Raw genomic sequence first — 26,434 nt, 5'->3', positions numbered from 1 at the left:
TTTATTGAAGCCACGAAGCCTTACTTAGAGACGACCTTCACCATTTCGAGGCACTTGTTCGAGTAGCCCCATTCGTTGTCGTACCAGCTCACGAGCTTCACGAAGGTGCCGTCCAGCGCAATGCCGGCTTCTGCGTCGAAGATCGAGGTGCGGGGGTCGCCGCGGAAGTCGGTGGCAACCACCTTGTCTTCGGTGTAGCCCAACACGCCCTTGAGCGCGCCTTCGCTCTGCGACTTCATCTCGGCGCAGATTTCCTTGTACGTGGCTTCCTTCTCGAGCTCGACCGTGAGGTCGACCACCGACACGTCGGAGGTCGGCACGCGGAAGCTCATGCCGGTGAGCTTCTTGTTGAGCTCGGGAATCACCACGCCCACCGCCTTGGCGGCGCCGGTGCTCGAGGGAATGATGTTTTCCAGAATGCCGCGGCCGCCGCGCCAGTCCTTGTTGCTCGGGCCGTCGACGGTCTTCTGCGTGGCGGTGGCAGCGTGCACGGTGGTCATCAGGCCGCGCTTGATGCCCCACTTGTCGTTCAGCACCTTGGCGAGCGGCGCCAGGCAGTTGGTGGTGCAGCTGGCGTTGCTGACAATGGCTTCGCCGGCATACTTCTTGTCGTTCACGCCGTAGACGAACATGGGGGTGTCGTCTTTCGACGGAGCCGACATGATGACCTTCTTGGCGCCCGCGTCGAGGTGCTTCTGGCAGGTTTCCTTGGTGAGGAAGAGGCCGGTCGACTCAAGCACGATGTCGGCGCCGACTTCGTTCCACTTCAGCTGCGACGGGTCGCGCTCTTGCGTGAGGCGGATCTTCTTGCCGTTGACGATCAGCATGTTGCCTTCAACCGTGACTTCGCCCTTGAAGCGGCCGTGCACCGAGTCGTACTGGAGCATGTAGGCCAGGTAGTCGGGCTCGAGCAGGTCGTTGATGGCGACGATCTCGATGTCGTTCTTGAAGTTCTGCACCGCGGCGCGCAGCACGTTGCGGCCGATGCGACCGAAGCCGTTGATACCGAGTTTGATAGCCATCTGATTTGCTCCTAAGGTTGAAAAACTTGTGATCTGACGGAAAGAAGAAACGCCTTGCTGCCGGCTCAGTCGCGCAGGGCGGCTTCGACGGTGGCGGCAACGTTCTCTGCCGTGAAACCGAAATGCTTGAACAGCGCCGGCGCGGGTGCCGACTCGCCGTAGCTGTCGATGCCCACGACGGCCGCGCAGCCGTATTTCCACCAGCCGCCGGTGCAGCCCATTTCGACGGCGATGCGCGGCAGCTTCTTGGGCAACACGCTCTTCTTGTAGGCCACGTCCTGGCGGTCGAAGGTTGTGGTCGAGGGCATCGACACCACGCGCACGGCAATTTTCTTCTCGGCCAGCAATTTCTGCGCGGCAAGGGCCAATTGCACTTCAGAGCCGGTGGCAATGATGACCGCGGCGGTCTTCTTGCTCTTCAGGCCGACGGCCTCGGGCTCCGACAGCACGTACGCACCGCGGCTGATGTCGCCGAGGTCGCCCTTGGGCGCATAGGCGATGTTCTGGCGGCTGAGCAGCAGCGCGGTGGGGCGCGACTGGTTCTGCAGCGCCACGGCCCAGGCCACGGCCGTTTCAGCCGTGTCGCCCGGACGCCAGACGTCCAGGTTGGGAATGAGGCGCAGCGACGCGGCGTGCTCGATCGACTGGTGCGTGGGGCCGTCTTCGCCCAGGCCGATGGAGTCGTGCGTGAACACATGCACCACGCGGCGCTTCATGAGCGCGGCCATGCGGATGGCGTTGCGGCTGTAGTCGCTGAAGGTGAGGAAGGTGCCGCCGTAAGGAATGAAGCCGCCGTGCAGCGCCACGCCGTTCATGATGGCCGCCATGCCGAACTCGCGCACGCCGTAGTTGATGTGGCGGCCGATCACGCCGTGGGGCGGCTCGGCCTTGTCGGCGGTGCTGTCGGGCTTGGGCTCGTCTTCGGCGCCCTGGGCGGGCTGCTGCGGCTGGCCCATGACCACGGCACCGGTCTTTGCATCGAAGCGCAAGGCCGCGGTGCTCTTGGTGTTGGTGAGGTTGGAGCCGGTGAGGTCGGCGCTGCCGCCGAGCATTTCGGGCAGGGCGGCGGTAAAGGCCTCGAGCGCGAGCTGGCTGGCCTTGCGGCTGGCAACGGTTTCGCCCTTGGTGTGGGCAGCCACCACGGTGTCGAACGCCACCTGGTGGAAGTTCCTGGGCAGCTCGCCCTTCATGCGGCGGGTGAACTCGGCGGCCAAGCCGGGATAAGCCTCGGCGTAGGCGGCAAACTTGTCGTTCCAGGCGGCTTCGGCCTTGGCGCCGTCGGCCTTGTGGTCCCAGTCGGCGTAGGCTTCCTGCGGCACTTCGAAGGCAGGGTACGGCCAGTTCAGCGCGGCGCGGGTGAGGGTGATCTCATCGGCGCCCAGCGGCTCGCCGTGCGCCTTGGCGGTGTTGGCGCGGTTCGGGCTGCCCTTGCCGATTTGCGTCTTGCAGATGATGAGGGTGGGCTTCGAATCTTCCTTCTTGGCCTTGGCAATGGCCTTGGACACATCCTTGGCGTCGTTGCCGTCGATCGGGCCGATGACATTCCAGCCGTAGGCCTTGAAGCGTTCTTCGGTGTTGTCGATGAACCAGGGCTTGACCTGGCCGTCGATGCTGATGCCGTTGTCGTCGTACAGCGCGATCAGCTTGTTCAGGTGCCATGCGCCGGCCAGCGCGCAGGCTTCGTGGCTGATGCCTTCCATCATGCAACCGTCGCCCAGGAAGGCGTAGGTGTGGTGGTCGACGATGTCGTGGTTCTTGCGGTTGAACTCGGCGGCGAGCAGCTTCTCGGCCAATGCGAAGCCCACGGCGTTGGTGATGCCCTGGCCCAGCGGGCCGGTGGTGGTTTCCACGCCGGGGGTCACGTCGACTTCAGGATGGCCTGCGGTCTTGCTGTGCAGCTGGCGGAAGTTCTTGAGCTCGCCGATGGGCAAGTCGTAGCCGGTGAGGTGCAGCACCGCGTACAGCAGCATCGAGGCATGGCCGTTCGAGAGCACGAAGCGGTCGCGGTCGAACCAGTGCGGGTTGGCCGGGTTGTAGCGCAGGTGTTCGCCCCAGAGTGCGACGGCCATGTCGGCCATGCCCATCGGTGCGCCCGGATGTCCGGAGTTAGCTTGTTGGACGGCATCCATGGCCAGCGCGCGAATCGCGTTGGCCATCAGGGCTTGGTTTGCCATGGGCGGTGGACTTTCGGGGAATGTGGATTGGGGGGAACCCGCGATTTTACCGGGCTCGCTCCGACCCGCTCCAATACGGCCTGAACACCCCACTGATGTTCTTTGGCGACAGCCGGACTGCTAGAGTTGCCACCCATGCATGGGCTGCACCTCACCGCCGATCTCCACGACTGCCAATGCGCGATGCAATGGCTCACCGACAAGGAGGCGCTCGGCGCCGTCTGCCTGAAGGCCGTAACCGCCGCGGGGCTGCAGCCGGTGGGCAAGCTGGTGCACGGGTTTCCGGCCACGCCGCAGGGGCCGGGCGGCGTCACGGCCACGGTGCTGCTGGCCGAATCGCACCTGTGCATCCACACCTGGCCAGAGCAGCGCGGCGCCACACTCGACGTGTACGTGTGCAACTTTGGCGGTGACCATTCGGCCAAGGCGCATGCCTTGATGGAATGCCTGGTCGCGCTCTTCCAGCCAGGCCGCAGCGAGCGCAACGAACTCGTACGCGGCCAGGTTGCCCAGGTGGCCGCTTGAAGCCGGCGCCTTCCCCGGTGCGAGCCATGATCCTCGCGGCCGGACGCGGCGAGCGCATGCGGCCGCTGACCGACACCACGCCCAAGCCGCTGCTCGAAGTGCGCGGCAAGCCGCTGATGCAATGGCCCATGGAAGCCCTGGCGGCCGGCGGATTCACCGAACTGGTGGTCAACACCGACTGGCTCGGCGAGCAGATTTCGAGCCGCTTCGGTGCCGAGCCGCAAATTGGCAGGCAGGGCGCGCTATCAATTTCATATTCCGACGAGGGCCGCGACTTTGGCGGCGCGCTGGAAACGGCCGGCGGCATCGTGCGCGCTCTGCCGCGGCTGGGCGATATTTTCTGGGTGGCGGCGGGCGACGTGTTTGCACCGGACTTCGCCTTTACACAGGCTTCGGTGGAGCGCTTTGCGGCCAGCGGCAAGCTCGCACACCTGTGGCTCGTGCCCAACCCGGCGCACAACCCGAAGGGCGATTTCGGGCTTTCGACCGAGGGACTCGCGCTCAACTCGGCGGCGGAGAAATACACCTTCTCGACCATCGGCCTGTACCGCGCTGCGCTCTTTGCGGCGCCCTACTGCAATATTCCCGCCGGCAACCCGGCGGGCCTCAAAGCCCCCCTGGCACCTATCTTGCGCGCCGCGATGGACAATGAACTCGCGAGCGCCGAGCTCTACGCCGGCCCCTGGACCGATGTGGGAACGCCCGAACGGCTTCTTCAACTGAACACGCCAAGATGACCTCAGAAGACAACAAGATCTACGCCGAGCGCCGCGCGCGCCTCGCCTCGCAACTGGGCAAGGACGGCATCGCCATCGTGCCGACGGCGCCCGAGCGGCAGCGCAACCGCGACAGCGACTTCCTGTTTAGGCACGACAGCTACTTCTACTACCTGACGGGCTTCACCGAGCCGAACGCCTGGCTGGTGCTGGCGGGCGATGGCCGAAGCACGCTGTTCTGTGCCCCCAAAGACCTGGAACGCGAAATCTGGGACGGCTACCGCCTGGGCCCCGACGCAGCCCCTGAGGCGCTTGGCGTGAACGAGGCCTTCTCGGTCAACGACCTCGACGCAAAGCTGCCGAAGCTGCTCGAGAACAGGTCGACCGTGTGGTTTCCGTTTGCTACCCACAAGGGGCTCGAAACCCGTATCGACGGCTGGCTGCAATCGGTGCGCGCGCGCGTGCGCTACGGCGCGCTGTGCCCGCAGGAGCAGCACGACCTGTGCGGCCCGCTCGATGAAATGCGCCTGGTCAAGGACGCACACGAACAGGACATCATGCGGCGCGCTGCGCAGATCAGCGCCAGGGCCCATATTCGCGCGATGCAGCTTTCGGCCCGCATGCTGCGCGACGGCAAGGACGTGCGCGAATACCACCTCGATGCCGAGCTGCTGCACGAGTTCCGCCTGGGCGGCTCGCAGTACCCTGCCTACGGCTCCATCGTGGCGGCGGGCGCCAACGCCTGCGTGCTGCACTACCGCGCCGACGCAGCCCCGGTTCGAAGCGGCGAGCTGGTGCTCATCGACGCGGGCTGCGAGCTCGACGGCTACGCCAGCGACATCACGCGCACCTTTCCGGCCAATGGCAAGTTCAGCGGCCCGCAACGCGCGCTGTACGACCTGGTGCTTGCAAGCCAGGACGCATCGGCCGCGGCCACCAAGGCCGGCAGCCGTTTCAACGACCCCCACGATGCGGCGGTGAAGGTGCTCGCGCAGGGCATGCTCGACCTGGGCCTGCTCGACGGAAACAAGGTGGGAAGCGTGGACGACGTGATCGACAGCCGCGCGTACTTCCAGTTCTACATGCACCGCACCGGCCACTGGCTGGGCATGGACGTGCACGACTGCGGCAGCTACGTCGAGCCCGCGCAGGTGGGCGAAGTGAGCGAACGGAAAGATCCGCTGTCGAACGAAGTCATCAAGAACCGGCCGAGCCGCATCCTGCAGCCCGGCATGGTGCTGACGCTGGAGCCCGGCATCTACGTGCGGCCCGGCGAGGGCGTGCCCGAGCAGTTCCACAACATCGGCATTCGCATAGAAGACGATGCAATCGTCACGGCCACCGGATGCGAGCTTATTTCGCGCGGCGTGCCGGTGAAGGCGGACGAGATCGAGGCACTGATGCGAGCTTGACCGCCCGCTGGGAAACCGGCGGCGGCTCATGCCGCGCCTGCAGGAAGTCGATGAACACCCGCAGCTTGCGCGGTATTTGCGCGGAGCTCGGGTGATAGAGGTAAAAGCCCGGAAAGGTCGGCCACCAGGGCTCCAGTAGCGGCACAAGCCCGCCGTTTTCGATATCGCCGCGCACGGAGCCCTCGAACGCCACTGCAATGCCGGCGCCGTTGCGCGCTGCCGCCAGCAGCACGTCGCCGTCGTTGCTGATCAGCGGACCGGCCACCTCGATGTCGAGCACGCGGCCGTCCTGCGCGTACTCCCACCGATAAAGGCCGCCGGTGGTCAGGCGGTAGTTCATGCACTGGTGCTCGCGCAGGTCTTCGGGCGTCTTCGGCAACTGGCGTTCTGCAAGGTAGCGCGGCGACGCAACGGTCACCATGCGCTGCGGTCCGCCCACCGGCAACGCCACCACGTCTTGCGCCAGGCTTTCTCCAAGCCGGATGCCCGCATCGAAACCGCCTTCGACCAGATCGACCATGCGGTTGTCGCAGACCAGCTCCAGCGTGATGTCCGGAAAGGCTTCGGCAAAGTCCCCCAGGTGGGGATACAGCAGTAGCTCGGCCGACGCGCGCGCAACGTTCAGGCGCAGCAGGCCGGCCGGCTTGTCTCGCGCCTCGTTGATGCCTTCAACCGTTTGCGCGAGCGCGGCAAGCGCCGGCTGCGCACCCTTCAGAAGTTGCTGGCCCAGTTCGGTCACGCCCACGCGGCGCGTGGTGCGATCGAGCAGGCGCACGCCGAGCCGCCGCTCAAGCGTGCGCAGGGTCTGCGACAGGGCCGAAGGCGATACGCCCAGCTCTTCCGCCGCCCGCGTGAAGCTGGCGTGATGCGCAACGCGTGCAAAAGCGGCAATGGCAGGAAGCAGTTCGGGCGACATGCGCCCGATTATCGAGACCCTGGCAGACCCCGGCTACTTCGCCTGCAGCAACGCGCCCGCTTCGAGCAGCACCAGTTCGTTGTCGTCCGCCCTGTTCGGCTCGCGGCTGCTGGAAAACGGCAGGTTGTTGTCGTTGCCGACCACGATGTGGGTGGGGTCGACGACATCGACGTTCTCAATGGTGAAGAACGGAAACTTGAGCACACCGTCGTTGAGCGGCTTGCGCGCGAGTCCGGCCGGATCGGCAATGTTCAGCAGGTCGATGTAGCCGATCTTGCGCACTGCGCCGCCTACGTTGGCATCGTTCAATTCGACCTTGTAGACGCGCTTGAACCTGGCGATGTCGTGGAAGCAGTCGGTCCGCTTCTGCCCTTCAGGGCAGGCCTTGTCACTGGTGCCTTCGCCGTTGTCGCGTTCGATGATGAGGCCCGTGGTGCCGTCGATCATGTTGAAGTCGCCGATGGCATTGCCGTTGGTTTCGAGTGCGTACTTCCAGTGGCGGCCGGTCCACTTTTCCGAGGCCACGTCGAACTCCAGCACGCGCAGCGCTTCCTTGCCGTCCTGCTTCTCGTAGTCCTTCGCATCGGCGTTCCACACCGGGCCTTCGAGCAGCGCATAGAGCTTGCTGCCGTCTTTCGACGCCGCCATGCCCTCGAAGCCCTTGGAGCGCTTGATCTGGAAATCGACCGCGCCGCCAGGTGCGCCCGGCGTCGTCACCGCGGGATGGTCCGGCGAGCGCACGGCCTTGCCATCGACAAGCGTATCGAACACCGCGAGCACCTTGCCCTTGAGGTCGGCCTTGATCAGGAAAGGGCCGAACTCATCGCCGATCCACATCGCGCCACCCGCGAACTGGAAACTCTCGGGGTCGAAGTCGGAGCCCGTCAGGTAGCGCTGCTTCGTGCCTTCGTGAACGATGCGAAAGGGCACCTTCTTGTCGGGGTCGTGCAGAAAGACGGTTTCGAGGCGGTTGAACTTGCCGCTCTTGAAGTCCACCTTGTAGTGGTTCAGGTAGAGCATGAAGTCGGGCGAGTTAGCCTTGGCACCGGCGCCGTTGTCGGTGATGATCCAGAACGAGCCGTCGTCCATCTTCTTGATGCCCGAGTGGCCCTGCAGCGGCTGGCCCTTGAAGGGGACCGACACGCCGGTGCCGCGTCCACCCGAGAGACCTTCAACCGTGCCCAGCGCCTCGACGCGCCTGCCCGAGGTGAATTTGCCGCTGACTTGCAGATCTGCCGGCGCATCCTTGGGCGCGCCCACGAAGCTCTGCGCGGGTAGAACGGCATGGCCAGCGAGCGTGGCGGGAAAGGCGGTTTGTGCGGCGGCGTTGCCGCAAACGAATGCGGCGGCAAGGGCGATGAAGGAGAGGGAAGCGATGCGCGTCATGGGAGCAAGCAGAGAGAGGTTTCAGTCGAAACGCGAGACCATGCCGACGCCGCGTGACGCGGCCATGACATGCGGCGCTCAGAACTGGAGCGGGGGCTTGTTCGCCACTGCGCAGAACGCAGCGACCGCGACAAAGATCTTTACGCGACGCCCATGCCCGCAACATGCCCGCGCGTGAAGGCTTCTTCGAAAATCGAATAGCCCGACCAGTCCGCATGCGCAAAGGAGAGCCGGCCGGCAGCAATGGGGCCGCGGTGCGCGGGCCCCAGCCGTGCCAGCAAGCCCGGTGTGGGAATGGCCATGGCGTGCCCATAGCGGGTGATCTCGACGCGGGTTGCCAGCCGCGGCAGGTCTGGGTGTGGCACCGAGAGTTCGGCAAGCAGATCGTCACGCCAGCCGCTCCAGGGGCGCTCCTGCAGCACACGGCGGCCGTCGGGCGCGTCGTAGCGGCTGGGGCCAAGAGGGCGATACCAGCTGATGACGGTGCCGCGCGGCGTGGGGTCGAGCGTCTGGTGGCGCGCATCGACGTAGCCCAGGCCCCGCGTGCCATAGACCACGTTGTCCCAGCTCGGCGCGGCGCCGGGGCGGTCGGCAAACGGGCCGCTCAGGTGCACGTTGGCGACCAGCCACGGCGCATAGCGCGTGTGCGTGGCGGCGTTGCGCAGCACCTCTGGCGCGTTCTCGACGATGCGGGCGGCAATGAACACCGGCAGTGCGACGATGCAGCGCTCGGCCTGCCAGCGCACCAGAGATTTAGCTTGAGCGTCCCATGCATCGACCTCTATTCCGCCCCGCAAATCGGCGATTCGCGTGACGACCTGACCGGCGTGCAGCCGGTGACCGAGGGGCTCTGCAAGCCGTTTCGTGAGCCAGCCGTTGCCCTCAGGCCAGGTGAGTACGCCGTCGCGCTCGGGATTCGAGTCGGCCCCGGTGCCCGATGAACCCGGCGCATGAAACCCGTGCCGGCTGGCAAAGTAATGGATGCCGGCCCAGGCTGAAACATGGGCAATGCCGGCGCCGTAGTCGTCGCGGCAGCAGTAGTCGAGGTACCACCGAAGCTGCGGATCGCTGAAGCCTTCGCTGTCGAGCCAGCGTTCGAACGGAACGGCGTCGAGCGCGAGCAGCTCGGCGGATACCGCCACCTTGAGCGTGGGAATAGCGAAATGCTCGGCGTGCTGCAGTGCCTCGATTCGCTGCGCGAACTTGCGGTACTGGGCATGGGTGCTTTCACCAACGTCATGAACGGGCAAGAGGCCGTCTTGCCACTCGCCGCGAAAGAACAGGCGCTCCTGGGGGCTGTGGCAAAGATGGCGCTCGTCATATTCCCAGCGGCCCGACACGCGGCGGCGCAGGCCCAGCTCTTCGAGCAGGTCTTGCACTTCGCGGGCGTTGTCGTCGGGCACCGGCAGGTAATGTGCGCCTAGCGGGCACGCAATGCCGTTGACCGTGCCGCCGCGCGAGTTGCCTCCAGCGGTGTCTTCGAGTTCGAGCAGGGCGAAGTCTTCGATGCCTGAAAGCCGCAAGGCGCGCGCAGCCGCAAGACCCGCGACTCCACCTCCGGCGATGACCACGCGGGCGCGCTTTACGGTTGCGGGGGTCTGGCTCTTGAGCGCGCCATCCCGCATCGCGTGGCCTCGCGCCATGTCGATGCCGGTGAAGCCGCCTTCGATGGTTGGCTGCGGCGCCTCGCAGCCGGCGAGCGCCAATGCGCCTGCCGCACCTGCCACGCCCAGAAAATCGCGCCGCTGCATGCCGGGGCTAGTGCGCCATGACCTTGCCCCACTCCTGCTCGTAGGTGGTGACAAGGGTCTGGTTCGACAGGCGATTGACCTCCGCGGGCACGCGCGCCATGTCGAGCGGAAAGTCGAACATCAGTGGTAGCGTGGACGGTGCCAGGAAGCGCAGGCCGGAAGGCAGCGCATCGGGCATGCGGTACGGGCGGCGGCTGGCGATGATGTAGCCCCACTCGCCAAAGCTCGGCACGTGCGCGTGATACGGCGTGGCCTTCAGCCCGACCGATTCGATGGTCGTTGCGACGGTCCAGTAGCTCTTGCGCGCCACCAGCGGAGAGGTGGTCTGGATGACCGCGTAGCCGCTTGCGGAAAGACGCTTTTCGAGCAGCGAATAGAAGCTGTTGGTGTAGAGCTTGCCAATGGCAAAGTTGGTGGGGTCGGGAAAGTCCACCACGATGACGTCGAACATGTCTCCTGGCTGCTGCAGCCACTGGAAGGCATCGGTATTGACGACCTTCACCTTGGGTGAAGACAGCGAATGCCCGTTGAGTGCCGCCAGCGTTTCATGATCGGTGAAGAGCCGGGTCATGTTCGGGTCGAGCTCCACCAGCGTGACCGATTCGACCGAGGGGTATTTCAGAATCTCGCGCACCGCCATGCCGTCGCCACCGCCGAGCACCGCGACTTTCTTCGGTGCGCCATGGGCGGCCATTGCCGGATGAACGAGCGCCTCGTGGTAGCGGTATTCGTCGCGCTCCGCAAACTGCAGGTTGCCGTTCAGGAAAAGACGGTGGCCGAGTTGCCCGCGCGTGACCACGATGCGCTGGTAAGGCGAAGTGGCGCTGAACACGATGCGGTCCTGGTAGAACTTGTCTTCGGCCAGGGTGGTGATGTGGTCGGCCCACACAAAGGCGCCGATCAGCGCAGCCAGCGCAAGAAAGCAGGCCAGCGCATGCGCACCCATGCGGCGCAGTTCGTGGCGAAACAGCCATAGCGCCCACACGGCCACGGCCGCGTTCATGAAGCCGAACAGGAGCCCCGTGCGGATCATGCCGAGCTGCGGCACCAGGATGAGCGGAAAGGCGACCGACACCGCCAGCGCGCCAAGATAGTCGAAGGTGAGCACCTGCGACACGAGGTTCTTGAGCTGGATGTTGCGCTTCAGGATGCGCATCACAAGCGGTATCTCGAGCCCCACCAGGGTGCCCACCACCATCACAAGGCCGTAGAGCAGCAGGCGGAACGCGCCGGGTACATAGGCATTCGCCAGGAACAGAATGGCCGGCAGCGCGCCGCCGACGAGCGCGACGAGCAGCTCGATGCGAAGGAAGTGCGCGGGCAGTTGCCGCTCGAAATAGCGCGAGAGCCACGAGCCGACGCCCATGGCGAACAGGTAGGTGCCGATGATGGTGCTGAACTGCAGCACCGAATCGCCTAGCAGGTAGGAGCTCAGCGCTGCGGCGGTCAGTTCGTAGACGAGGCCGCAGGCGGCCACCACGAACACGCTGGCGAGCAGCGCAATTTCAACGGGCTGCGGCCCCTTGGCCGGCCGCGCCGGGCTGGCAGGAGCATCCACGGAAGCCAACGAAGCGCTAATGAATTGCCGCCGCCACGATGACGCAGATGCCCAGGCTCATCGCCGCGACCACCAGCCCCAGCGCGACGTTCTGCTTCTCGACGATCTCGCCCCACAGGTCATAGGGCGTGAGCTTGTCGATGATTAAGAAGCAAAGCCAGAAGATCAGCACGCCGAGCAGCGCATACACGAGCGATCCGAGGACCACGCCCGGTTTCAGCCATTCAAATCCCATGGGGACCTCCAGTCGTAGTAGCAGTAGTAGTGAGTGTCATCGACGCGAACCTGGTTGCGTTCTTCATTTGTGGCCGCCTCCGCTCGAGTAGCCGCCGTACGAGCCGCCCGAACTGCGCGACCCGCTCGACGAGCTGCTGCAGGTGCTCAGGATGATGAGCAGAACGATGACGATGATCGCGATGAGGATGATCGTGCCGCAGCCCAGGCCCGATGCAGCGCTGACGGGCAATGCGTCGCCGCGCACGAACATGTCCTTCTTGTCGTCGAGCTTGAACGCCGCGGACACCGCGCCGCTGTCGAGCTTGCTGCCCGAAGACCAGGTCAGCTCGTTGGCCGAGCGCTCCATCGACAGCAGCGAGTTGCCGCTGGCGAAGTCGCGATTGAACGTTTTCTGCCCGCGCTCGACCTGCCAGTAGAACTCGCCCGCCACGTAGGTGGTTTCGGCGTTGTAGGCGTATTGCTGGGTGTAGCGTTTGCCGAGATAGGTGGCGCTGCTGCCGTTCTCGGCCATGACGGGCGCGCCGGTGGTCGGCTTGACCATGCTCCAGCCGTCTTCGGCGTCGACCAGGAAGCTGAAGCCGCGCTTCTTGTTGTAAAGCAGGTACTCGCTCCAGCCGAAATGCTCGTCGTCGCCGGGCTCCGTGCCCATGCGGTGCTGGAAGCCCACCACCTGCCACTGCGCACCCTGCAGCTGGCCCACGCTGCCGATGGCGATGAGCGGACGAACGGGTTCGTTCTGCTCGGCGTGCCTCAGCTCCCCGCCGATGCCGTGCGACAGGTCGATGATGCTGTTGCACGAGCCGCAGGTAATGCTCTTGCTGTCGGCCAGGTTGACGGTAACGGGCGCACCGCAATTGGGGCAGTTGAAGGCGCGGCCTTTTTCGTCCTTGGCGGACTCGTCGCGCAGACCGGTGAGCTGCAGGTCTTCGAGCTGTACCGAGCGGCCCAGGTACGCGCTGGGCGGGTGCGTGCTGTAGTCGAGGCTGAGCACCAGCCCGTTGCCGCTGCGCAGTTCGACCATGGGGAACGAACGGCCCAGTTCCGGCAGATGCGACAGCTCGCCCTGGGCGGAAAGCAGCGCCACCTGTTCGTTCGACGAAACGGTGTAGCTCTGGCCGTTGAACGCGCTTGTCGCGCCCACGCGCAGGTCGGTTGGCGGCGGCGCGTCGCGCTGCAGCTCGAAGGGCAGCGCAAAGACATAGGCGCCGTTGTCCTCGCTGAGGATGCCGGTGCGGTCGCCGTCGAGTGCGGCAATCCATTCGGTCCAGCGACCGCCGGGGTTGCTGTATTGCAGCCGCCCGACGATGGTGAACGGCTTGCCCTGGATGCGGCCCGCCGCAAACAGCTGCAGCGGGCTGAAATCGTCGAACAGCTCGGCCATCTTGCCGATGCGCGCGAGCGTGTCGCCCTGGCGCACGACCGTGCTCTGGCAGTACGGGCACACCGCATGCGTCGATTGCGCGGAACGGAATTCGACCGGTGCGCCGCAGCCGGGGCAGGGCGCACGGTAGGCGCGCTGGGCGCCTGGTTGCTCAGCCATTGCCGGTGCTTAGACCAGCTTCTTGAGCAGTTCCGCCTTCTTGGCGTCGAACTCTTCCTGCGTGAGGATGCCCTTGGCCTTGAGTTCGCCGAGTTTCTCCAGCGTGGTCATGACGTCGTTGGGGCTCACCACGGCAACCGCCGGCTGCTGCTGCGTTGCCGCGGCCTGGGCTGCTGCATTGGGGCTCAGGCCCTGCGCAAGGTTTTGCGCCAGCACCTGGCCAAGCGCCACGCCGGCGCCAAGACCCATGGCGTCGCCCGCGATGCCGCCGCCGTTGCCAGCACCCTCGGCAAACTTGGGAATGGCCTGCGCCGTCTGGTACTGCATGAACTTGCCCATGTCGTTGCCGACCATGCCCATGCCGATCTTCTGGTCGAGGATCTTCTGCAGCTCTTCGGGCAGCGAGACGTTCTGGACCGTGATGTTCTCGAGCTTGATGCCGATCTTCTCGAACTCGGGCACCAACTGGGCGGCAAGCGCCTGCGCAAACTGGATCTGGTTGGCCGCCAGGTCGAGAAAGGGCACGCCGCTGGAGGCAATGGCGTTGCTGATGTTCTGCAACACCAGGCCGCGCAGCTGGCCGTCGAGGTCGGCCACGCTGTAGATGTCGCGCGTGCCGGAAATTTCGGTGTGAAAGAGCTTTGCGTCGCCGATGCGGAACGAATAGTTGCCGAAGGCGCGCAGGCGCACGGCGCCGAAATCCTTGTCGCGAATGGTGATGGGCTGCGGCGTGCCCCACTTCTGGTCAACCTGCTGGCGCGTGCTGAAGAAGTACACGTCGCTCTTGAAGGGGGATTCGAAGAGCTTGTCCCAGTTCTTGAGGTACGTAAGCACGGGCAGCGTCTGCGTCGTGAGCTTGTACATGCCGGGGCCGAACACGTCGGCCACCTGACCCTCGTTGACGAAAACGGCCACTTGCGACTCGCGCACGGTGAGCGAGGCGCCGTTCTGGATTTCCATCTCCGCCATTGGGAAACGCCAGGCGAGCGTGCCATCGCCAGTCTCGGTCCACTGGATGATGTCGATGAACTGTTTCTTGATGAAATCCATCAGGGCCATGGCTGCTCCTCGTCGAATTTTTTTACAGACTGCGCATATTGCCACATCGCCTTGACAGGCCGTGTTGCTTTCGGCATGCCTTGTGCCTTGCCATGTGGCATATGGCTCGATGGGCCGAGGTCTACAATCGGCGCCCCCAGAAGAAGCGCCACCAGGAGCAACGGCACATGTCCGATTCGACGAACTCATCGACCCCTACGCCCGAAGACAAGCGCGCCGAGTTGCGTCGCGCAGCCCTCGAATATCACGAGCTTCCGGTGCCGGGCAAGATTGCCATCGCCGCGACCAAGCAGATGGTGAACCAGCGCGACCTGTCGCTGGCCTATTCGCCCGGCGTTGCCGCGCCCTGCGAGGAAATCGTCAAGGACCCGGCCAACGCCTTCAAATACACGGCGCGCGGCAACCTGGTGGCGGTAATCACCAACGGTACCGCGGTGCTGGGCCTGGGCGACATCGGCCCGCTGGCGGCCAAGCCGGTGATGGAAGGCAAGGGCGTGCTTTTCAAGAAGTTCGCCGGCGTCGACGTGTTCGACATCGAGATCGACGAAAAAGACCCGGCCAAGCTGGTCGAGGTGATTGCAGCGCTGGAGCCGACTTTCGGCGCCATCAACCTCGAAGACATCAAGGCCCCCGATTGCTTCTACGTCGAGCGCGAGCTGCGCAAGCGCATGAAGATCCCGGTGTTCCATGACGACCAACACGGCACGGCCATTACGGTGGCGGCGGCCATGCTCAACGGCCTGAAGGTGGCGGGCAAGGACATCACCCAGGTCAAGCTGGTGACCTCCGGCGCAGGCGCCGCGGCGCTGGCGTGCCTGAACCTGCTGCTCAAGGTGGGCCTGAAGCGCGAGAACGTGTTCGTGACCGACCTGGCCGGCGTGGTCTACGAAGGCCGCGAAGAGCTCATGGACGACGACAAGCGCCAGTACATGCAGAAAACCACGGCGCGTACGCTGGCCGAGGTGATCGAAGGCGCCGACGTGTTCCTGGGCCTCTCTGCAGGCGGCGTGCTCAAGCCCGCCATGGTGGCCAAGATGGCACCCAGGCCGGTGATCTTTGCGCTGGCCAACCCGAACCCCGAAATCTCGCCTGAAGACGCCCATGCGGTGCGCCCTGACGTGATCATGGCCACGGGCCGCACCGACTATCCGAACCAGGTCAATAACGTCCTGTGCTTTCCGTACATCTTCCGCGGCGCACTCGACTCGGGCGCCACCACCATCACCGACGAGATGGAAATTGCTGCGGTGCACGCCATTGCCGACCTGGCCCAGGCCGAGCAGAGCGAGCGCGTAGCTGCCGCCTACGTCGGCGAAAAGCTGTCTTTTGGCCCTGAATACCTCATTCCGAAGCCGTTCGATCCTCGCTTGATGATGAAGATTGCTCCGGCGGTGGCCAAGGCCGCGGCAGAAAGCGGCGTGGCCACGCGTCCCATCAAGGACATGGACGCGTACCGCGATCGCCTGCAGAGCTTCGTCTACGCCTCGGGCACCACCATGAAGCCGATCTTCGACGCCGCCAAGCGGGCGCAGAAGAAGCGCGTGGCGTACTGCGAGGGCGAGGAAGAGCGCGTTCTGCGCGCCGCGCAGATCGTGGTGGACGAAGGCATTGCACGCCCCACGCTGATCGGCCGTCCGGCCATCATTGCGCAGCGCATCGAGAAGTTCGGCCTGCGCCTGAAGGAAGAGCTCGACTACGACATCGTCAACGTCGAGCAGGACCACCGCTACCGCGACTTCTGGCAGACCTACCACCGCATGACGGAGCGCAAGGGCCAGACGGTGCAAACCGCCAAGATCGAAATGCGCCGCCGCCTGACGCTGATCGGCGCCATGCTGCTGCACAAGGACGAGGTCGACGGCATGATCTGCGGTACCTGGGGTACCACGCTGATCCACCTGCACTACATCGACCAGGTGATCGGCAAGCGCCCGGGCGGCTGCGAAAGCACCCCGCAGGACGTGCCGGTGTACGCCTGCATGAATGGCCTGCTGCTGCCCGACCGGCAGGTGTTCCTGGTCGACACCCACGTCAACTACGACCCCTCGCCCGAGGAACTGGCCGAAATCACGACCATGGCCGCCGAGGAGATGATGCGGTTCGGCCTCAAGCCCAAGGCCGCTTTGCTGTCGCATTCCAACTTTGGCACCAGCAACGAGCCCAGCGCGGTCAAGATGCGCAAGACGCTCGACCTGCTGCGCGTTCAAGCGCCCTGGCTCGAAGTGGACGGCGAAATGCACGGCGACGTGGCGCTCGACAGCAAGCAGCGCGCGATCGTCATGCCGCACAGCGCTCTGGCGGGAGACGCCAACCTGTTGGTTTTCCCAAACATCGATGCAGCCAATATTTCTTACAACCTGCTCAAGACTGCGGCAGGCGGAAATATCGCAATCGGCCCGGTGTTGCTCGGCGCCGCCAAACCTGTGCATATTCTCACGGCCAGCGCAACTGTTCGGCGCATCGTGAACATGACAGCCTTGACAGTCGCTGACGCAAACGCAGAGCGATAGGTCATTTGGCGAGAGTGGTCACCCACTTAGGGCGCCACTCTCCGCTCTCTCCCACTGCTCAAACTTTGGGCAGTCACTTGCTATTTTCGCCAGCGTGGTGCACACTCGCGGGCTTGAATTTGCGGGTTAACCCCATGGTTTCCTGCAATTCGGAACCCCGCTCTTTTCTTGTGGTGCCCCATGGCGGCTTACGCCTCGATCACGTCCTCTGTCACTAAGTTTGCGCTCACCGGCTTTGTGCTGGTGGCGTTGGCGACGGGGGCCGAGGCCCGCCGCGAGTGGTTCGGCACCGGAAAGCCCGCCCAGGAATCGATCGCACTGTCCGAATTGCCGGTACAGGGCCAGCGAACCTACGAAGCCATTCTGAGTGGCGGCCCCTTCCGATACGAAAAGGACGGCACGGTATTTGGCAATCGCGAGCGTCTTTTGCCGCCAGCGCGGCGCGGTCACTACCGCGAGTACACGGTGGCAACACCCGGCTCGCGCGATCGCGGTGCACGGCGCATTGTCTGCGGCGGTGAACAGCGCACCACACCCGAGGCCTGCTGGTATACGGCAGACCACTACGCGAGTTTCAGACGGATTGCACCATGAGCGATGACAACGATTTGAGCGGCGCCCCGAAGCGCCCCGAAGAAATGATGATGACTATGGAAAGACCAGCGGAGATGACCTTATCCCTTCGTGCCGTACGCCCGAACATCGTGCAATCGATTCGTGCGTTCCGCGTGAACGACCTGCAGGAAGCCGCCAACGCAGCCGGCCAGCACTTCCTGTACGCCAACCTGGGCAACGCCCAGACCAAGCAGGACGTTCTCGACCTCATCGCGCAGCAGTTCACCTTTCCGGCGCACTTCGGCAAGAATTTCGACGCGCTGTACGACTGCATGACCGACCCGTTGCATAAATCGGGCCCGCAGCCCGGTTTTGTCATCGTGCTCGAGCAGATCCCGGCCAACGCCAAGTTCGACAAGGAAGCCCGCGAGCAACTGCTCGACATCTTCCGCGACGCCTCCGACTACTGGGGAGACCGAAAAGTCCCGTTCCGGTGCTTCTATTCTTTTCTGTAGCCCGTTCTGCACACACCAGCCAAGCAGAACGGGCGAACGAGGCTCAGCCGAACGGCGCAGCACTCGATGGCATCGAAATCAATGGCGGCACAGCTGCAGCGGCAACCGGCACGGAGCCGGAAGGCGAAAAAATGCCGACCGACAAACTGGTCGACGTTTCGCCGCTCGCATTGCGCATGAGCAGCCCCTTCAACGCGGGCTACTGGCTCGCAGCAGCATAGGACTCGCTCCACCCGCAATAAAAAGCCCGTTTCGACGGGCTTTTTTTATTTGATCTCGGGAGGCACGGCCTGTGCCAAGGCCACGTATTCGGCCACGGGCACTTCTTCGGCCCTTCGCTGGGCATCGAATTCGCCGGCAAAGCCGTGCTCCTCGAGCCACTTGCCCAACGTATGCCGCATGATCTTGCGGCGCTGGCTGAACGCGACCTGCACGATTTCTGCAAGGCGTGCGGCATTGACGGCCGGCGGCTGGGCCAGCGGCACCATGCGCACCACGGCGCTGTCGACGCGAGGCGGCGGATCAAAACTTTCCGGCGGCACGAACAGCACGTTTTCCATCTCATAGCGCCACTGCAACATCACGCTCAGGCGGCTGTAGTCAGAAGTAGCAGGCTTGGCGACCATGCGGTCGATCACTTCCTTCTGCAGCATGAAATGCTGGTCGGCAATCAGGTGCGCGAAGCCCAGCAGATGGAAAAGAATGGGCGTCGAGATGTTGTAGGGCAGGTTGCCGACCACGCGCAGCGGCGTCGGGAAGCGCGCGGCCAGCTCGCCAAAATCGACCTTGAGCACGTCTGATTCGATGACGTCCAGCTGCGGGTGGTCCCGCAGCCGCTTGGCCAGGTCGCGGTCGAGCTCGACCACCGTGAGGCGCCCGAGCCGTTCGACCAGCGGCTGCGTGAGCGCCGCGAGCCCCGGGCCGATCTCGACCATGGCGTCGCCGGGCTGCGGCGCGATCTCGTGCACGATCGCATCGATGATGCCTCCGTCGGACAGGAAGTGCTGCCCGAACCGCTTCCTGGCGATGTGTGCCATCAGGACTGCGGCGGCTCGCGGTATTCGACGTAGGCGCGCGCGCGCACTTCCTGCACCCAGGTGGTGAAAGCTTCCTCGACCCGCTGCTCGCGCAGTACGGCGCGTGCGGCTTCGCGCTGCTCGGATTGGGTGAGCTTGGATTCACGGCGGCCGACGACCTGGATCAGGTGAACGCCAAAGCGGGACACCACCGGGTCGCTGATCTGGCCGGGCGCGAGGCGGTCCATGGCTTCTTCGAATTCAGGCACGAACTGGCCGGGGCGCGACCAACCGAGGTCGCCGCCCTCTTTGGCGCTGGCGTCTTGCGAGTTGTCGCGCGCCAGGCCTGCAAAGTCGGCCGAGCCGGCTTGCAGGCGGCGCTTGAATTCCGCCAGCTGTGCAACCGCTTGCGCCGTTGTGCGCTTGGGATCGTTGAGCAGCAGGATGTGGCGCACCTGGGTTTGCGTAACGGTTGCATCCATGGCGCCCAATTGGGCCTTGGCCAGCACCTTCAGCACATGAAAGCCCGCACCAGAACGGATGGGCCCCGCAATGCCGTTGACCGGCGTCGACTGGATGGCTTCGACGAACAGCGTCGGATAACGGTCGGCGCTGCGCATGCCGATGGCGCCGCCGTTGGCGCGGTCGGGCGAATCGGAGTTTTCCTGCACCAGCTTGGCAAAGTCTTCGCCCGAACGGGCGCGCTGCGCAAGGCCCTGCGCCTTTTGCTGCAGCGTAGCGACCTGTGCGCTGGTGGCGTTCTCGGGCACGGCCACGAGCAGCTGCGCAAGGTTGATGTTCTGCAGGGCGGCGTCCTTGGTGGGCGAGTTGCGCTGGTCGCGCAGGTATTCGTCGGCCTCGGAATCGCTGATCTTGACCTTCGATTCGACTTCGCGGTCGCGCAGGCGCGTGAGCAGCAGCTGGTCGCGCAGGTCGTTGCGGAACTGGCGTGCAGTGATGCCTTCGGCGACCACGCGGCGGCGCAGTTCTTCAACGCTGAGTTCGTTCTGGCGCGCCACGGTCTGTTCGGCCTGGTCGATCGCCACGTCGTCCACCTTGATGCCGTTTTCCTTCGCCAACTGGAGCTGGGCTCGCTCGGAAATCAGGCGCTCGAGCACGAGGCGCGTGAGCTCGGCACGCGGCAGGCGTTCGGCCTCGGGATTTTCGCGCACGAGGCGCATGACGCGGGTCTGGACCTCGGTGTTGGTGATGGGCTCGGAATTGACCAGGGCAACAATGTATTCAGCCGAACGCTGCACGGGCGCCGCGGCGGGAGGCGCACTGCGCTGCACCGGGGGCGCAAGGCGCGGCCCCGCGCGCATGATGTCCGTGATGCCGCCGCCGCCGCTGGGACGCAGGCCCTGCGCGCCCGACGTTGCAGCCAGCGCCGCAAGGCAGCTCAGGGTAATGATGGAACGGATGTGTTTCATGGCGTTGCTCAATCGTCTCAGTCGTAATTGGTGAAGCGGCTCGGCGCCTCGGTGGGCTCGCGCAGGGGCTGATAGCGCTGGATGTTTTGCCGCAGGGCCTGCATGGGACTCGATCCGATGCTGGAAAATCCGACAAATTCGAGCTGGAACATGATGCGGGTGTTGGCCGTGACCTGTCCGGTGGTCACGCGCTGCAGCACCACGCGGCCGATCCAGCAGCAACCGTCGTACTCGAAGCCGAGCACGCCGTCCGTGAGCTTCTTGTCCTGCAGGCTGTAGTTGAGCCGGCCCACTGCATACCAGCGGCCGCCGCCCTGGCCCTTGCCCGGGCCGAGGTCCTTGCCCTTGTCGCCCCACAGGTCGTTGAGCGGCCACTGCCAGCCCACGTCGATCGACTTGTTGCCGTCGGTGGCGGCCGGGGTGCTGGGCGCCTGGTAGCGGAACGCGGCGCTGAGGTTGTGATACGGCTCGGGGTTGTAGCGCGCACTGATGGCCGAACGCGTGGATCTTTGCGTGTCGGGGTTGTATTGCACGACGGTGTCCAGGCTCCACTTGGGCGTCCAGTTGATCTGGGCACCCACCAGCAGGTCGCTCGCACGATCGGTTACCGGCACGCCGCCCGGCAGCGTGACCTTCTGGTCGCTGAAGCGCAGCCGCTGCGCAATGCCGAACCGCGCCGCTTCGACGCCCGTGTCGGGGTCGATCAGCCGGGACGTCACGCCAAGCGTGAGGGTGTTGGTATCGGAAATGCGATCGTTGCCCGAGAAAGCGTTCTCGGTATAGATGGTCGCAAAGCTGAAATCGTTGGCGGCCGAATCGTAGTTCGGCAGCATGCTCTGGTTGCGGTACGGCGTATAGACGTAGTAGGCGCGCGGTTCCAGCGTCTGGCGGAAGGCGCGGCCAAAGTAGTTCGCGTCGCGCTCGAAGATAAGGCCGCTGTCGAGGCTGAAGGTGGGGACCGTGCGGGTGCTCGAAGTCGGAAGGTAGTACAGCGAATTCGGGTTGTAGGGCACGCCGTTCACGTAGGTGATTCCGTTGACGGTGAGCTTCGGAATGTCCGCCTGCGGCACGTAGTAGCTGTACGAAGTCGCGTGCAGCTGCAGCTTCGGAATGATGAACGAGCTTGGCGTGATGAAAGGGCGGCTGATGGTTGCCTGCGCAAAGGCGCGGTCCCCGTCGGGTTGCGACTGCTGGTTGAAGTCGTAGCCGGGCTGGCCGTTCAGGATGCTGTTGACGCGGAAGCGCGTGTAGTCGAGGTTCAGCCCCACGTCGAAGCCGTGCCAGTCGTACTTTCTATAGTTGGCCGTGATCTGCGGCATGCGGTCATAAGACGGCACGATGGGCGACGCGGCGTATTGCAGCGTCTGGTAGCGCGTGGTGCGCAGAATGCCGCTCCAGTCGTCCTTGGCCCAGTTGAGCGCCGCTTCGTTGGGCAGCTGCCGCTGTGCCAGCGTGGGGGTCCGCGTGAAGTCCCGCCAGTAATCGTTGTCGCTGACCCGGTTGATGTTGATGTTGGCCGTCAGCGAGTCCAGGCCCAGCGCCTTGGCATTGAATTCCTGGTGGTGGCTGGCCCAGATACCCCAGCGCTTGGTGCTGTTGGGTGCGGCAGTCAGGTCCTTGGCCTGGATTTCTCCATTGGCCAACTGCTGAAGCTGGCTGGTGCGCAACTCGTTGTAGCGCTGGCCCACCAGGCGGTCGCTGCCCATGAAGTCGAGGCGAATGGCGCCGTCGTACCCCTTCTCGAGGTAGCGGAATTCCGAGCCCAGGTTGAGCCCGCGCTTGCTCATCAGCGTGGGCGTGAAGGTGGCGTCCCGGTTGGGTGCGATGTTCCAGTAGTACGGCTGCGAAATCTCGATGCCGTTGGTGTTGTCGACGCCGATCGTGGGCGGCAGCAGGCCGCTCTTGCGTTCGCTCGACAGCGGGAAGCTCACGCTCGGAAGCGGCGGCGTGCTGATGCCCATGAAGCTCAGCCGCGCATCCGTGGCCACGCCGACGTTTTCTTCGGTGTCGGTGGTCATGGTTGCGGCAGTCAAGAGCCATGCCGGCATCCAGCCAGGGTAGTCTTCGCGGCGGCAGGTGGTGTAGGTGGCGCGGCGGGCCACGGACACGCTGCTGTCGACAAAATCGATGCGCTGGGCCTCGCCGTGCCCGCCGGTGGCCAGAAAGCTGTAGCGAACGTTGTTGAAGAAGCCTTCGAAGGTCTCCAGCTTGAGTTCGAGTTCGGGGCCTTCGTACACGTTGCCGGCCTGGTTGACGCGCACGTTGCCGCGCGCCTTGGCGCGGTCGTCTGGCTGGTAGTACTCGAGCCTGTCGGCGGTGATGGCCACTTCGCCGCGCCGCAGGGTGGCGTTGCCTTCGACCACGGTTTCGAGATCCTGGCGCCCCGAGAGGCGGTCGCCGGTAATCAGGCTGGGCAACTGGCCGCGCTCGGCGGGCGGCAGGGTTTCGGTGAGTTGAGGCGTGCGCTTGAGCACGAGCGGGCCGTCGAGGCCGCCCGCCGGCTGCGCGGAGGCGCCGTGTGCATGCAGCAGCGCGAGCGACAACAACGCCAAGGGCAGCGGCGGGCCGGAACGCCGCGGGGCGGCAGCACGTCGGCTCATCAAGCCTCCCGCCGCGTCGTTCCGGAGAAGGACCGCAGTCTCCCCGAGGAGGGCTGCGAGTGCACAAGGTGCCAAACGTGGGAGCTTTGGATCGTAGGCATCGGTCAGGAACGAAGGATCGTCGGGAGGACGGCGCGGCAGGCCGGCAGGTTGCAGGAGCCCGCGGCAACTCTGTTCGACCAGGGGACCGCAGGAGTTGCCGCGCCAGGCGGATTTGTAGAATCGATTATCCATGACAGCACCCCCGTCCCCGGCCACCGAGCCCGCATCCCCTGCCAACCCCATCCTGTGGGCCGATCCGCAGCGCGCCGCAGTGTTCGAAGGCTGGCTGGCCGGCATTGCCGCCGCGCACCACCTGCTGCCCGGCAGCGTGCGGCTTGCCTCGGCGGACGCAAGCTTCAGGCGCTACTTCCGTGTCGACACCACGCAAGCCCCCGGCACCCGCATCGTGATGGATGCACCACCCGACAAGGAAAACAGCGAACCGTTCGTGCACGTCGCCCGCCTGATGGCCGAGGCCGGCGTGACAGCGCCACGGGTGCTCGAATGGGACCGGCCCAACGGCTTTCTGCTGCTCGACGATCTGGGTCACCAGACCATGCTCGACGTGATCGATCCGGCCAGGCCCGATGCGAGCCGTCCGCTCTACGACCAGGCGATCGACGCGCTGATCCGCTGGCAGCTGGCTTCCAGGCCGGATGTGCTGCCGCCTTACGACAGGGCTTTGCTGGAACGCGAGCTGGCGCTTTTTCCCGAGTGGTACATCGGCCGCCATCGCGGGATTGCCGTCGAAGGCAAGCTCAAGGAGCGGCTGGAGCGCAGCTTCAAGCTCATTGTCGAGAGCAATCTGGCCTCGCCAAGTGTCTACGTCCACCGCGACTTCATGCCCCGCAACCTGATGGTCCGTGGCGGGGCCGACCTCGGCGTGCTCGACTTCCAGGATGCGGTTTACGGCCCGATCACCTACGACATCGCGAGCCTGATGCGCGACGCCTTCCTGAGCTGGGAGGAAGAGTTCGTGCTCGACATCACGATTCGCTACTGGGAGGCCGCTCGCAAGGCCAAGCTGCCGGTCGACCCTGATTTCGGCGCCTTCTACCGCTCGGTGGAATGGATGGGCTTGCAGCGCCACCTCAAGGTCGCCGGCATCTTCGCCCGCCTTACGCTGCGAGACGGCAAGCCGCGTTACCTTGCGGACACGCCGCGTTTCATTGCCTACATCCGCTCCACGGCCAGCCGCTATATGGAACTGACTCCGCTGCTGCGCGTGATCGACGAAGTCGAAGGCAGTTCGGCCGTTACGGGCTTTGCCTACGGCCGGGTCTAGATGCCCCGCTTTCACTGCCCGGTGCCGCTGGCCTCCGGCGCCACGCTGGCGTTGCCGCCCGGCGCCGCGCGCCATGTGCAAGTGCTGCGGATGCAGCCCGGCGATGCGCTGACGCTGTTCAATGGCTCGGGCGGCGAATACACCGCGGTTGTCGAGCGCATGGGGCGCAGCGACGTTTCGGTCACGGTCGGCGCCCATGCGCCGGCGGAGCGCGAGGCCGTGCGCGCGGTGCATCTCGCGGTTGGCATGCCAGCCAACGAACGCATGGACTGGCTGGTCGAAAAGGCCACCGAGCTTGGCGTTGCAAGCATTCAGCCCCTGGCCACCGCCCACGGCGTGCTGCGCCTTTCGGGCGAACGCGCCGAGAAGAAAAGAGCGCACTGGGAGGCTATTGCCATTGCCGCTTGCGAGCAGTGCGGCCGCAACCGCGTACCGGTGATTCATCCGGTGCGGTCTTTCTCGAGCCCATCGGCATGGATCGATTCGACGGCGGGCGAGGGAGCTCTGCGCCTCATCCTGAGCTTGGCCGAAGGAACGCGCCGTCTTGCCGACACCATCGCATCCGCTCCGGCCGACCGCAGCGTGCTGGTGCTGAGCGGCCCCGAGGGCGGCTTGAGCGGCGCCGAAGAGCAGGAAGCGCTTGCGTCCGGCTTTGCTCCGGTCACGCTCGGCCCGCGCGTGCTGCGCGCCGAAACGGCAGCGCTCGCCGCGCTGGTGTCGCTGACCGCGGGCTAGGCGGCCGCGGGCGCAAGTTGCGGAACAATGCTTGCTCAACCCCTTTCGTCAAGACAAGAGAAGGATCTTCACGCCATGCTCCGCTCGCCATGCGCGCTCCGATTTGCACCCCTCGCTCCCCTTGTGCTGGCCATGTTGGTCGCAGCCCAGGGCGCGCAAGCCCAGAACACCGCCGTAGCCCCGACGCCCGCGCAAGTCGCTCCGGAGGTGGACAAGGCCTTTGCCCAGTTGACGGCCGCACCCGCAATCCAGAAGCTGCTCGACGCAGTCAAGGCCGACCACGAGCGCTCGGTCGAAGACTTGAAGATGCTGACGGAGATCGAGGCGCCTCCCTTCAAGGAGCAGAAGCGTGCCGAGGCCTTCCTGGCGCGCATGAAGGCACTTGGCCTCACCGACGCCAAGATCGACGCCGAAGGTAACGTGGTCGGCCTGCGCAAGGGCACCGGCAACGGGCCCAAGCTGCTGGTTTCGGCGCACCTCGACACCGTGTTTCCCGCCGGCACCGACGTGAAGGTGAAGGAGCGTGACGGCAAACTGCACGCGCCCGGCATCGCCGACGACACGCGCGGCCTGTCGGTGCTGCTGTCGTGGCTCAAGGTGCTCAACGACAACAAGGTGCAGACCGTAGGCGACCTGCTGTTCGTCGGCAATGTCGGCGAGGAAGAACTGGGCAACCTGCGCGGCATGAAGGCGATCTTCCGCGACCACCTCGACATCGACGGAATGGTGGGACTGGAGCCTTCGCCAGACGGCAACGTGCTGGTGCTGGGCACCGCGAGCCACCGTTATGAAGTCACGTTCAAGGGTCCGGGCGGCCACAGCTTCGGGGCTTTTGGCCAGGTGCCCAGCGCCATCCACGGCATGGGCCGTGCCATCGCCAAGATTGCCGAGGTGCGCACGCCGAGCTTTCCGAAAACCACCTTCACGGTCGGCACCGTGGGCGGCGGCACGTCGGTGAACACCATTGCGCCCGACGCGCGCATGGCCATCGACATTCGCTCGGACGACATGGCCTCGCTGCTCGAAACCGAGAAGAAAATCCTCGCCGCCATCGACGAAGCCGTGGCCGAGGAGAACAAGCGCTGGAACGTGACCACTCTGAGTGCCAGCAACAAGTTGATCGGCGACCGCCCCGGTGGCCGCACGCCCTCGGATTCGGTGATGGTGGAAGCAGCCGTCCGCTCGAACACCGCCTTCGGCCACAAGACGTTGCTGCGCGGCGGCAGCACCGACGCCAACGTGCCCATGTCGTACGGCATTCCCGCCATCATCATCGGCGGCGGGGGCAAGTCCACCGGCTTTCATGCCCTGAGCGAGTCGATCGACGTGACAGATGCGTGGAAAGGCGCGCAGAATTCGCTCGTGACAGTGCTGGGGCTGATCGGCGTGCAAGGGGTGAGCCCGGCCTTGCTGCCGAAACGCGCGGCGCGCACCAAGTAATTTGTCACGC

General features: G+C 65.0%; 21 protein-coding genes. 9 read left to right on the top strand and 12 right to left on the bottom strand.

The features are described from left to right. Nucleotides 1-20: 20 nt before the first annotated feature. Together gap and J2X67_RS20925 are read right to left on the bottom strand one after the other, a co-directional pair. Nucleotides 21-1,022 (bottom strand): type I glyceraldehyde-3-phosphate dehydrogenase, encoded by a 1,002-nt coding sequence (gene gap, locus J2X67_RS20930; protein WP_126749283.1) that lies wholly within the window; start codon nucleotides 1,020-1,022, stop codon nucleotides 21-23. Between the two features lie 65 nt (nucleotides 1,023-1,087). After that, the gene (locus tag J2X67_RS20925; protein WP_309956074.1) at nucleotides 1,088-3,196 is read right to left on the bottom strand and encodes a transketolase; all 2,109 of its coding nucleotides are present in this window, start codon (nucleotides 3,194-3,196) and stop codon (nucleotides 1,088-1,090) included. 135 nt (nucleotides 3,197-3,331) lie between these two features. Here J2X67_RS20925 and speD point away from each other — a divergent pair, with 135 nt between their 5' ends. The 3 genes from speD to J2X67_RS20910 are packed head-to-tail and all read left to right on the top strand — an operon-like array spanning nucleotide 3,332 to nucleotide 5,849. Then, on the top strand, nucleotides 3,332-3,721 hold the full coding sequence (speD, locus tag J2X67_RS20920; RefSeq protein WP_309956072.1) for an adenosylmethionine decarboxylase: 390 nt from the start codon (nucleotides 3,332-3,334) through the stop codon (nucleotides 3,719-3,721). Between the two features lie 26 nt (nucleotides 3,722-3,747). Beyond that, a complete protein-coding gene (locus J2X67_RS20915) occupies nucleotides 3,748-4,458 on the top strand; it encodes a nucleotidyltransferase family protein (protein ID WP_309956071.1) in 711 nt (236 codons plus the stop codon). Further along, nucleotides 4,455-5,849: an aminopeptidase P N-terminal domain-containing protein gene (locus J2X67_RS20910; RefSeq protein WP_309956069.1), complete on the top strand. Its 1,395-nt coding sequence runs from the start codon at nucleotides 4,455-4,457 to the stop codon at nucleotides 5,847-5,849. The genes J2X67_RS20915 and J2X67_RS20910 overlap by 4 nt, the downstream gene beginning before the upstream one ends. Here the strand turns inward: J2X67_RS20910 and J2X67_RS20905 are convergent. The 7 genes from J2X67_RS20905 to J2X67_RS20875 form a co-directional block, all read right to left on the bottom strand. Next, on the bottom strand, nucleotides 5,791-6,765 hold the full coding sequence (locus J2X67_RS20905) for a LysR family transcriptional regulator (protein WP_309956067.1): 975 nt from the start codon (nucleotides 6,763-6,765) through the stop codon (nucleotides 5,791-5,793). The two genes, J2X67_RS20910 and J2X67_RS20905, sit on opposite strands and share 59 nt — an antisense overlap. 33 nt (nucleotides 6,766-6,798) lie before the next feature. Then, complete coding sequence (locus J2X67_RS20900) at nucleotides 6,799-8,151, bottom strand: esterase-like activity of phytase family protein (RefSeq protein WP_309956065.1); 1,353 nt, start codon at nucleotides 8,149-8,151, stop codon at nucleotides 6,799-6,801. 140 nt (nucleotides 8,152-8,291) lie between these two features. Further along, entirely contained in the window at nucleotides 8,292-9,902 is a 1,611-nt protein-coding gene (locus J2X67_RS20895; protein WP_309956063.1) for an NAD(P)-binding protein, read from the bottom strand. A gap of 7 nt (nucleotides 9,903-9,909) precedes the next feature. Next, entirely contained in the window at nucleotides 9,910-11,460 is a 1,551-nt protein-coding gene (locus tag J2X67_RS20890; RefSeq protein WP_309956062.1) for a polyamine aminopropyltransferase, read from the bottom strand. Nucleotides 11,461-11,476: 16 nt separating this feature from the next. Next, nucleotides 11,477-11,695, bottom strand: coding sequence for a DUF350 domain-containing protein (locus J2X67_RS20885; RefSeq protein WP_015868006.1), 219 nt, complete (start codon nucleotides 11,693-11,695; stop codon nucleotides 11,477-11,479). 63 nt (nucleotides 11,696-11,758) lie between these two features. After that, entirely contained in the window at nucleotides 11,759-13,237 is a 1,479-nt protein-coding gene (locus J2X67_RS20880) for a DUF4178 domain-containing protein (RefSeq protein ID WP_309956060.1), read from the bottom strand. Between the two features lie 9 nt (nucleotides 13,238-13,246). Then, complete coding sequence (locus J2X67_RS20875; protein WP_309956057.1) at nucleotides 13,247-14,296, bottom strand: SPFH domain-containing protein; 1,050 nt, start codon at nucleotides 14,294-14,296, stop codon at nucleotides 13,247-13,249. Between the two features lie 167 nt (nucleotides 14,297-14,463). On the opposite strand from J2X67_RS20875, the gene J2X67_RS20870 reads away from it, so the two are divergent. The 3 genes from J2X67_RS20870 (at nucleotide 14,464) to J2X67_RS20860 (ending at nucleotide 17,876) form a co-directional block, all read left to right on the top strand. After that, on the top strand, nucleotides 14,464-16,806 hold the full coding sequence (locus J2X67_RS20870; RefSeq protein WP_309956055.1) for an NADP-dependent malic enzyme: 2,343 nt from the start codon (nucleotides 14,464-14,466) through the stop codon (nucleotides 16,804-16,806). A gap of 180 nt (nucleotides 16,807-16,986) precedes the next feature. Continuing rightward, on the top strand, nucleotides 16,987-17,400 hold the full coding sequence (locus tag J2X67_RS20865) for a ribonuclease domain-containing protein (RefSeq protein ID WP_309956053.1): 414 nt from the start codon (nucleotides 16,987-16,989) through the stop codon (nucleotides 17,398-17,400). A 50-nt stretch (nucleotides 17,401-17,450) separates the two neighbouring features. After that, nucleotides 17,451-17,876, top strand: a complete 426-nt coding sequence (locus J2X67_RS20860) for a barstar family protein (RefSeq protein WP_086012221.1) — start codon at nucleotides 17,451-17,453, stop codon at nucleotides 17,874-17,876. Between the two features lie 266 nt (nucleotides 17,877-18,142). Here J2X67_RS20860 and rsmA read toward each other — a convergent pair whose 3' ends face one another. From rsmA to J2X67_RS20845, 3 genes are read right to left on the bottom strand one after another with little or no spacing between them, the layout of a single operon-like run. Next, nucleotides 18,143-18,913, bottom strand: a complete 771-nt coding sequence (rsmA, locus tag J2X67_RS20855; protein WP_309956051.1) for a 16S rRNA (adenine(1518)-N(6)/adenine(1519)-N(6))-dimethyltransferase RsmA — start codon at nucleotides 18,911-18,913, stop codon at nucleotides 18,143-18,145. Beyond that, nucleotides 18,913-20,322: a peptidylprolyl isomerase gene (locus tag J2X67_RS20850; RefSeq protein WP_309956049.1), complete on the bottom strand. Its 1,410-nt coding sequence runs from the start codon at nucleotides 20,320-20,322 to the stop codon at nucleotides 18,913-18,915. Before J2X67_RS20850 ends, rsmA begins: the two co-directional genes overlap by 1 nt. A 17-nt stretch (nucleotides 20,323-20,339) precedes the next feature. After that, nucleotides 20,340-22,922, bottom strand: coding sequence for an LPS-assembly protein LptD (locus tag J2X67_RS20845; protein ID WP_309956047.1), 2,583 nt, complete (start codon nucleotides 22,920-22,922; stop codon nucleotides 20,340-20,342). A gap of 232 nt (nucleotides 22,923-23,154) precedes the next feature. Between J2X67_RS20845 and J2X67_RS20840 the strand changes: the two genes are divergently transcribed. From J2X67_RS20840 to J2X67_RS20830, 3 genes are all read left to right on the top strand, one after another. Continuing rightward, nucleotides 23,155-24,249 (top strand): phosphotransferase, encoded by a 1,095-nt coding sequence (locus tag J2X67_RS20840; protein WP_309956045.1) that lies wholly within the window; start codon nucleotides 23,155-23,157, stop codon nucleotides 24,247-24,249. Beyond that, on the top strand, nucleotides 24,250-24,984 hold the full coding sequence (locus J2X67_RS20835) for a 16S rRNA (uracil(1498)-N(3))-methyltransferase (RefSeq protein ID WP_309956043.1): 735 nt from the start codon (nucleotides 24,250-24,252) through the stop codon (nucleotides 24,982-24,984). It abuts the gene before it with no gap. A 75-nt stretch (nucleotides 24,985-25,059) separates the two neighbouring features. Next, on the top strand, nucleotides 25,060-26,424 hold the full coding sequence (locus J2X67_RS20830) for a M20/M25/M40 family metallo-hydrolase (protein ID WP_309956041.1): 1,365 nt from the start codon (nucleotides 25,060-25,062) through the stop codon (nucleotides 26,422-26,424). Nucleotides 26,425-26,434 lie beyond the last annotated feature (10 nt).

This window comes from Variovorax sp. 3319 (genome assembly GCF_031456585.1).
Classification (GTDB): Bacteria; Pseudomonadota; Gammaproteobacteria; order Burkholderiales; family Burkholderiaceae_C; genus Variovorax; species Variovorax paradoxus_P.
The sequence above is the reverse complement of the archived record's forward strand: the minus strand, read 5'-3'. Positions and strand labels throughout refer to the sequence as shown.

Coding starts and splice junctions, on each gene's coding strand:
- J2X67_RS20865 (WP_309956053.1), top strand. CDS start 16,987: ATGGCGGCTTACGCCTCGATCACGTCCTCTGTCACTAAGTTTGCGCTC.
- J2X67_RS20835 (WP_309956043.1), top strand. CDS start 24,250: ATGCCCCGCTTTCACTGCCCGGTGCCGCTGGCCTCCGGCGCCACGCTG.
- speD (WP_309956072.1), top strand. CDS start 3,332: ATGCATGGGCTGCACCTCACCGCCGATCTCCACGACTGCCAATGCGCG.
- J2X67_RS20850 (WP_309956049.1), bottom strand. CDS start 20,322: ATGAAACACATCCGTTCCATCATTACCCTGAGCTGCCTTGCGGCGCTG.
- J2X67_RS20860 (WP_086012221.1), top strand. CDS start 17,451: ATGACTATGGAAAGACCAGCGGAGATGACCTTATCCCTTCGTGCCGTA.
- J2X67_RS20915 (WP_309956071.1), top strand. CDS start 3,748: ATGATCCTCGCGGCCGGACGCGGCGAGCGCATGCGGCCGCTGACCGAC.
- J2X67_RS20845 (WP_309956047.1), bottom strand. CDS start 22,922: ATGAGCCGACGTGCTGCCGCCCCGCGGCGTTCCGGCCCGCCGCTGCCC.
- J2X67_RS20900 (WP_309956065.1), bottom strand. CDS start 8,151: ATGACGCGCATCGCTTCCCTCTCCTTCATCGCCCTTGCCGCCGCATTC.
- J2X67_RS20875 (WP_309956057.1), bottom strand. CDS start 14,296: ATGGCCCTGATGGATTTCATCAAGAAACAGTTCATCGACATCATCCAG.
- J2X67_RS20885 (WP_015868006.1), bottom strand. CDS start 11,695: ATGGGATTTGAATGGCTGAAACCGGGCGTGGTCCTCGGATCGCTCGTG.
- rsmA (WP_309956051.1), bottom strand. CDS start 18,913: ATGGCACACATCGCCAGGAAGCGGTTCGGGCAGCACTTCCTGTCCGAC.
- J2X67_RS20880 (WP_309956060.1), bottom strand. CDS start 13,237: ATGGCTGAGCAACCAGGCGCCCAGCGCGCCTACCGTGCGCCCTGCCCC.
- J2X67_RS20910 (WP_309956069.1), top strand. CDS start 4,455: ATGACCTCAGAAGACAACAAGATCTACGCCGAGCGCCGCGCGCGCCTC.
- J2X67_RS20830 (WP_309956041.1), top strand. CDS start 25,060: ATGCTCCGCTCGCCATGCGCGCTCCGATTTGCACCCCTCGCTCCCCTT.
- J2X67_RS20870 (WP_309956055.1), top strand. CDS start 14,464: ATGTCCGATTCGACGAACTCATCGACCCCTACGCCCGAAGACAAGCGC.
- gap (WP_126749283.1), bottom strand. CDS start 1,022: ATGGCTATCAAACTCGGTATCAACGGCTTCGGTCGCATCGGCCGCAAC.
- J2X67_RS20840 (WP_309956045.1), top strand. CDS start 23,155: ATGACAGCACCCCCGTCCCCGGCCACCGAGCCCGCATCCCCTGCCAAC.
- J2X67_RS20925 (WP_309956074.1), bottom strand. CDS start 3,196: ATGGCAAACCAAGCCCTGATGGCCAACGCGATTCGCGCGCTGGCCATG.
- J2X67_RS20895 (WP_309956063.1), bottom strand. CDS start 9,902: ATGCAGCGGCGCGATTTTCTGGGCGTGGCAGGTGCGGCAGGCGCATTG.
- J2X67_RS20905 (WP_309956067.1), bottom strand. CDS start 6,765: ATGTCGCCCGAACTGCTTCCTGCCATTGCCGCTTTTGCACGCGTTGCG.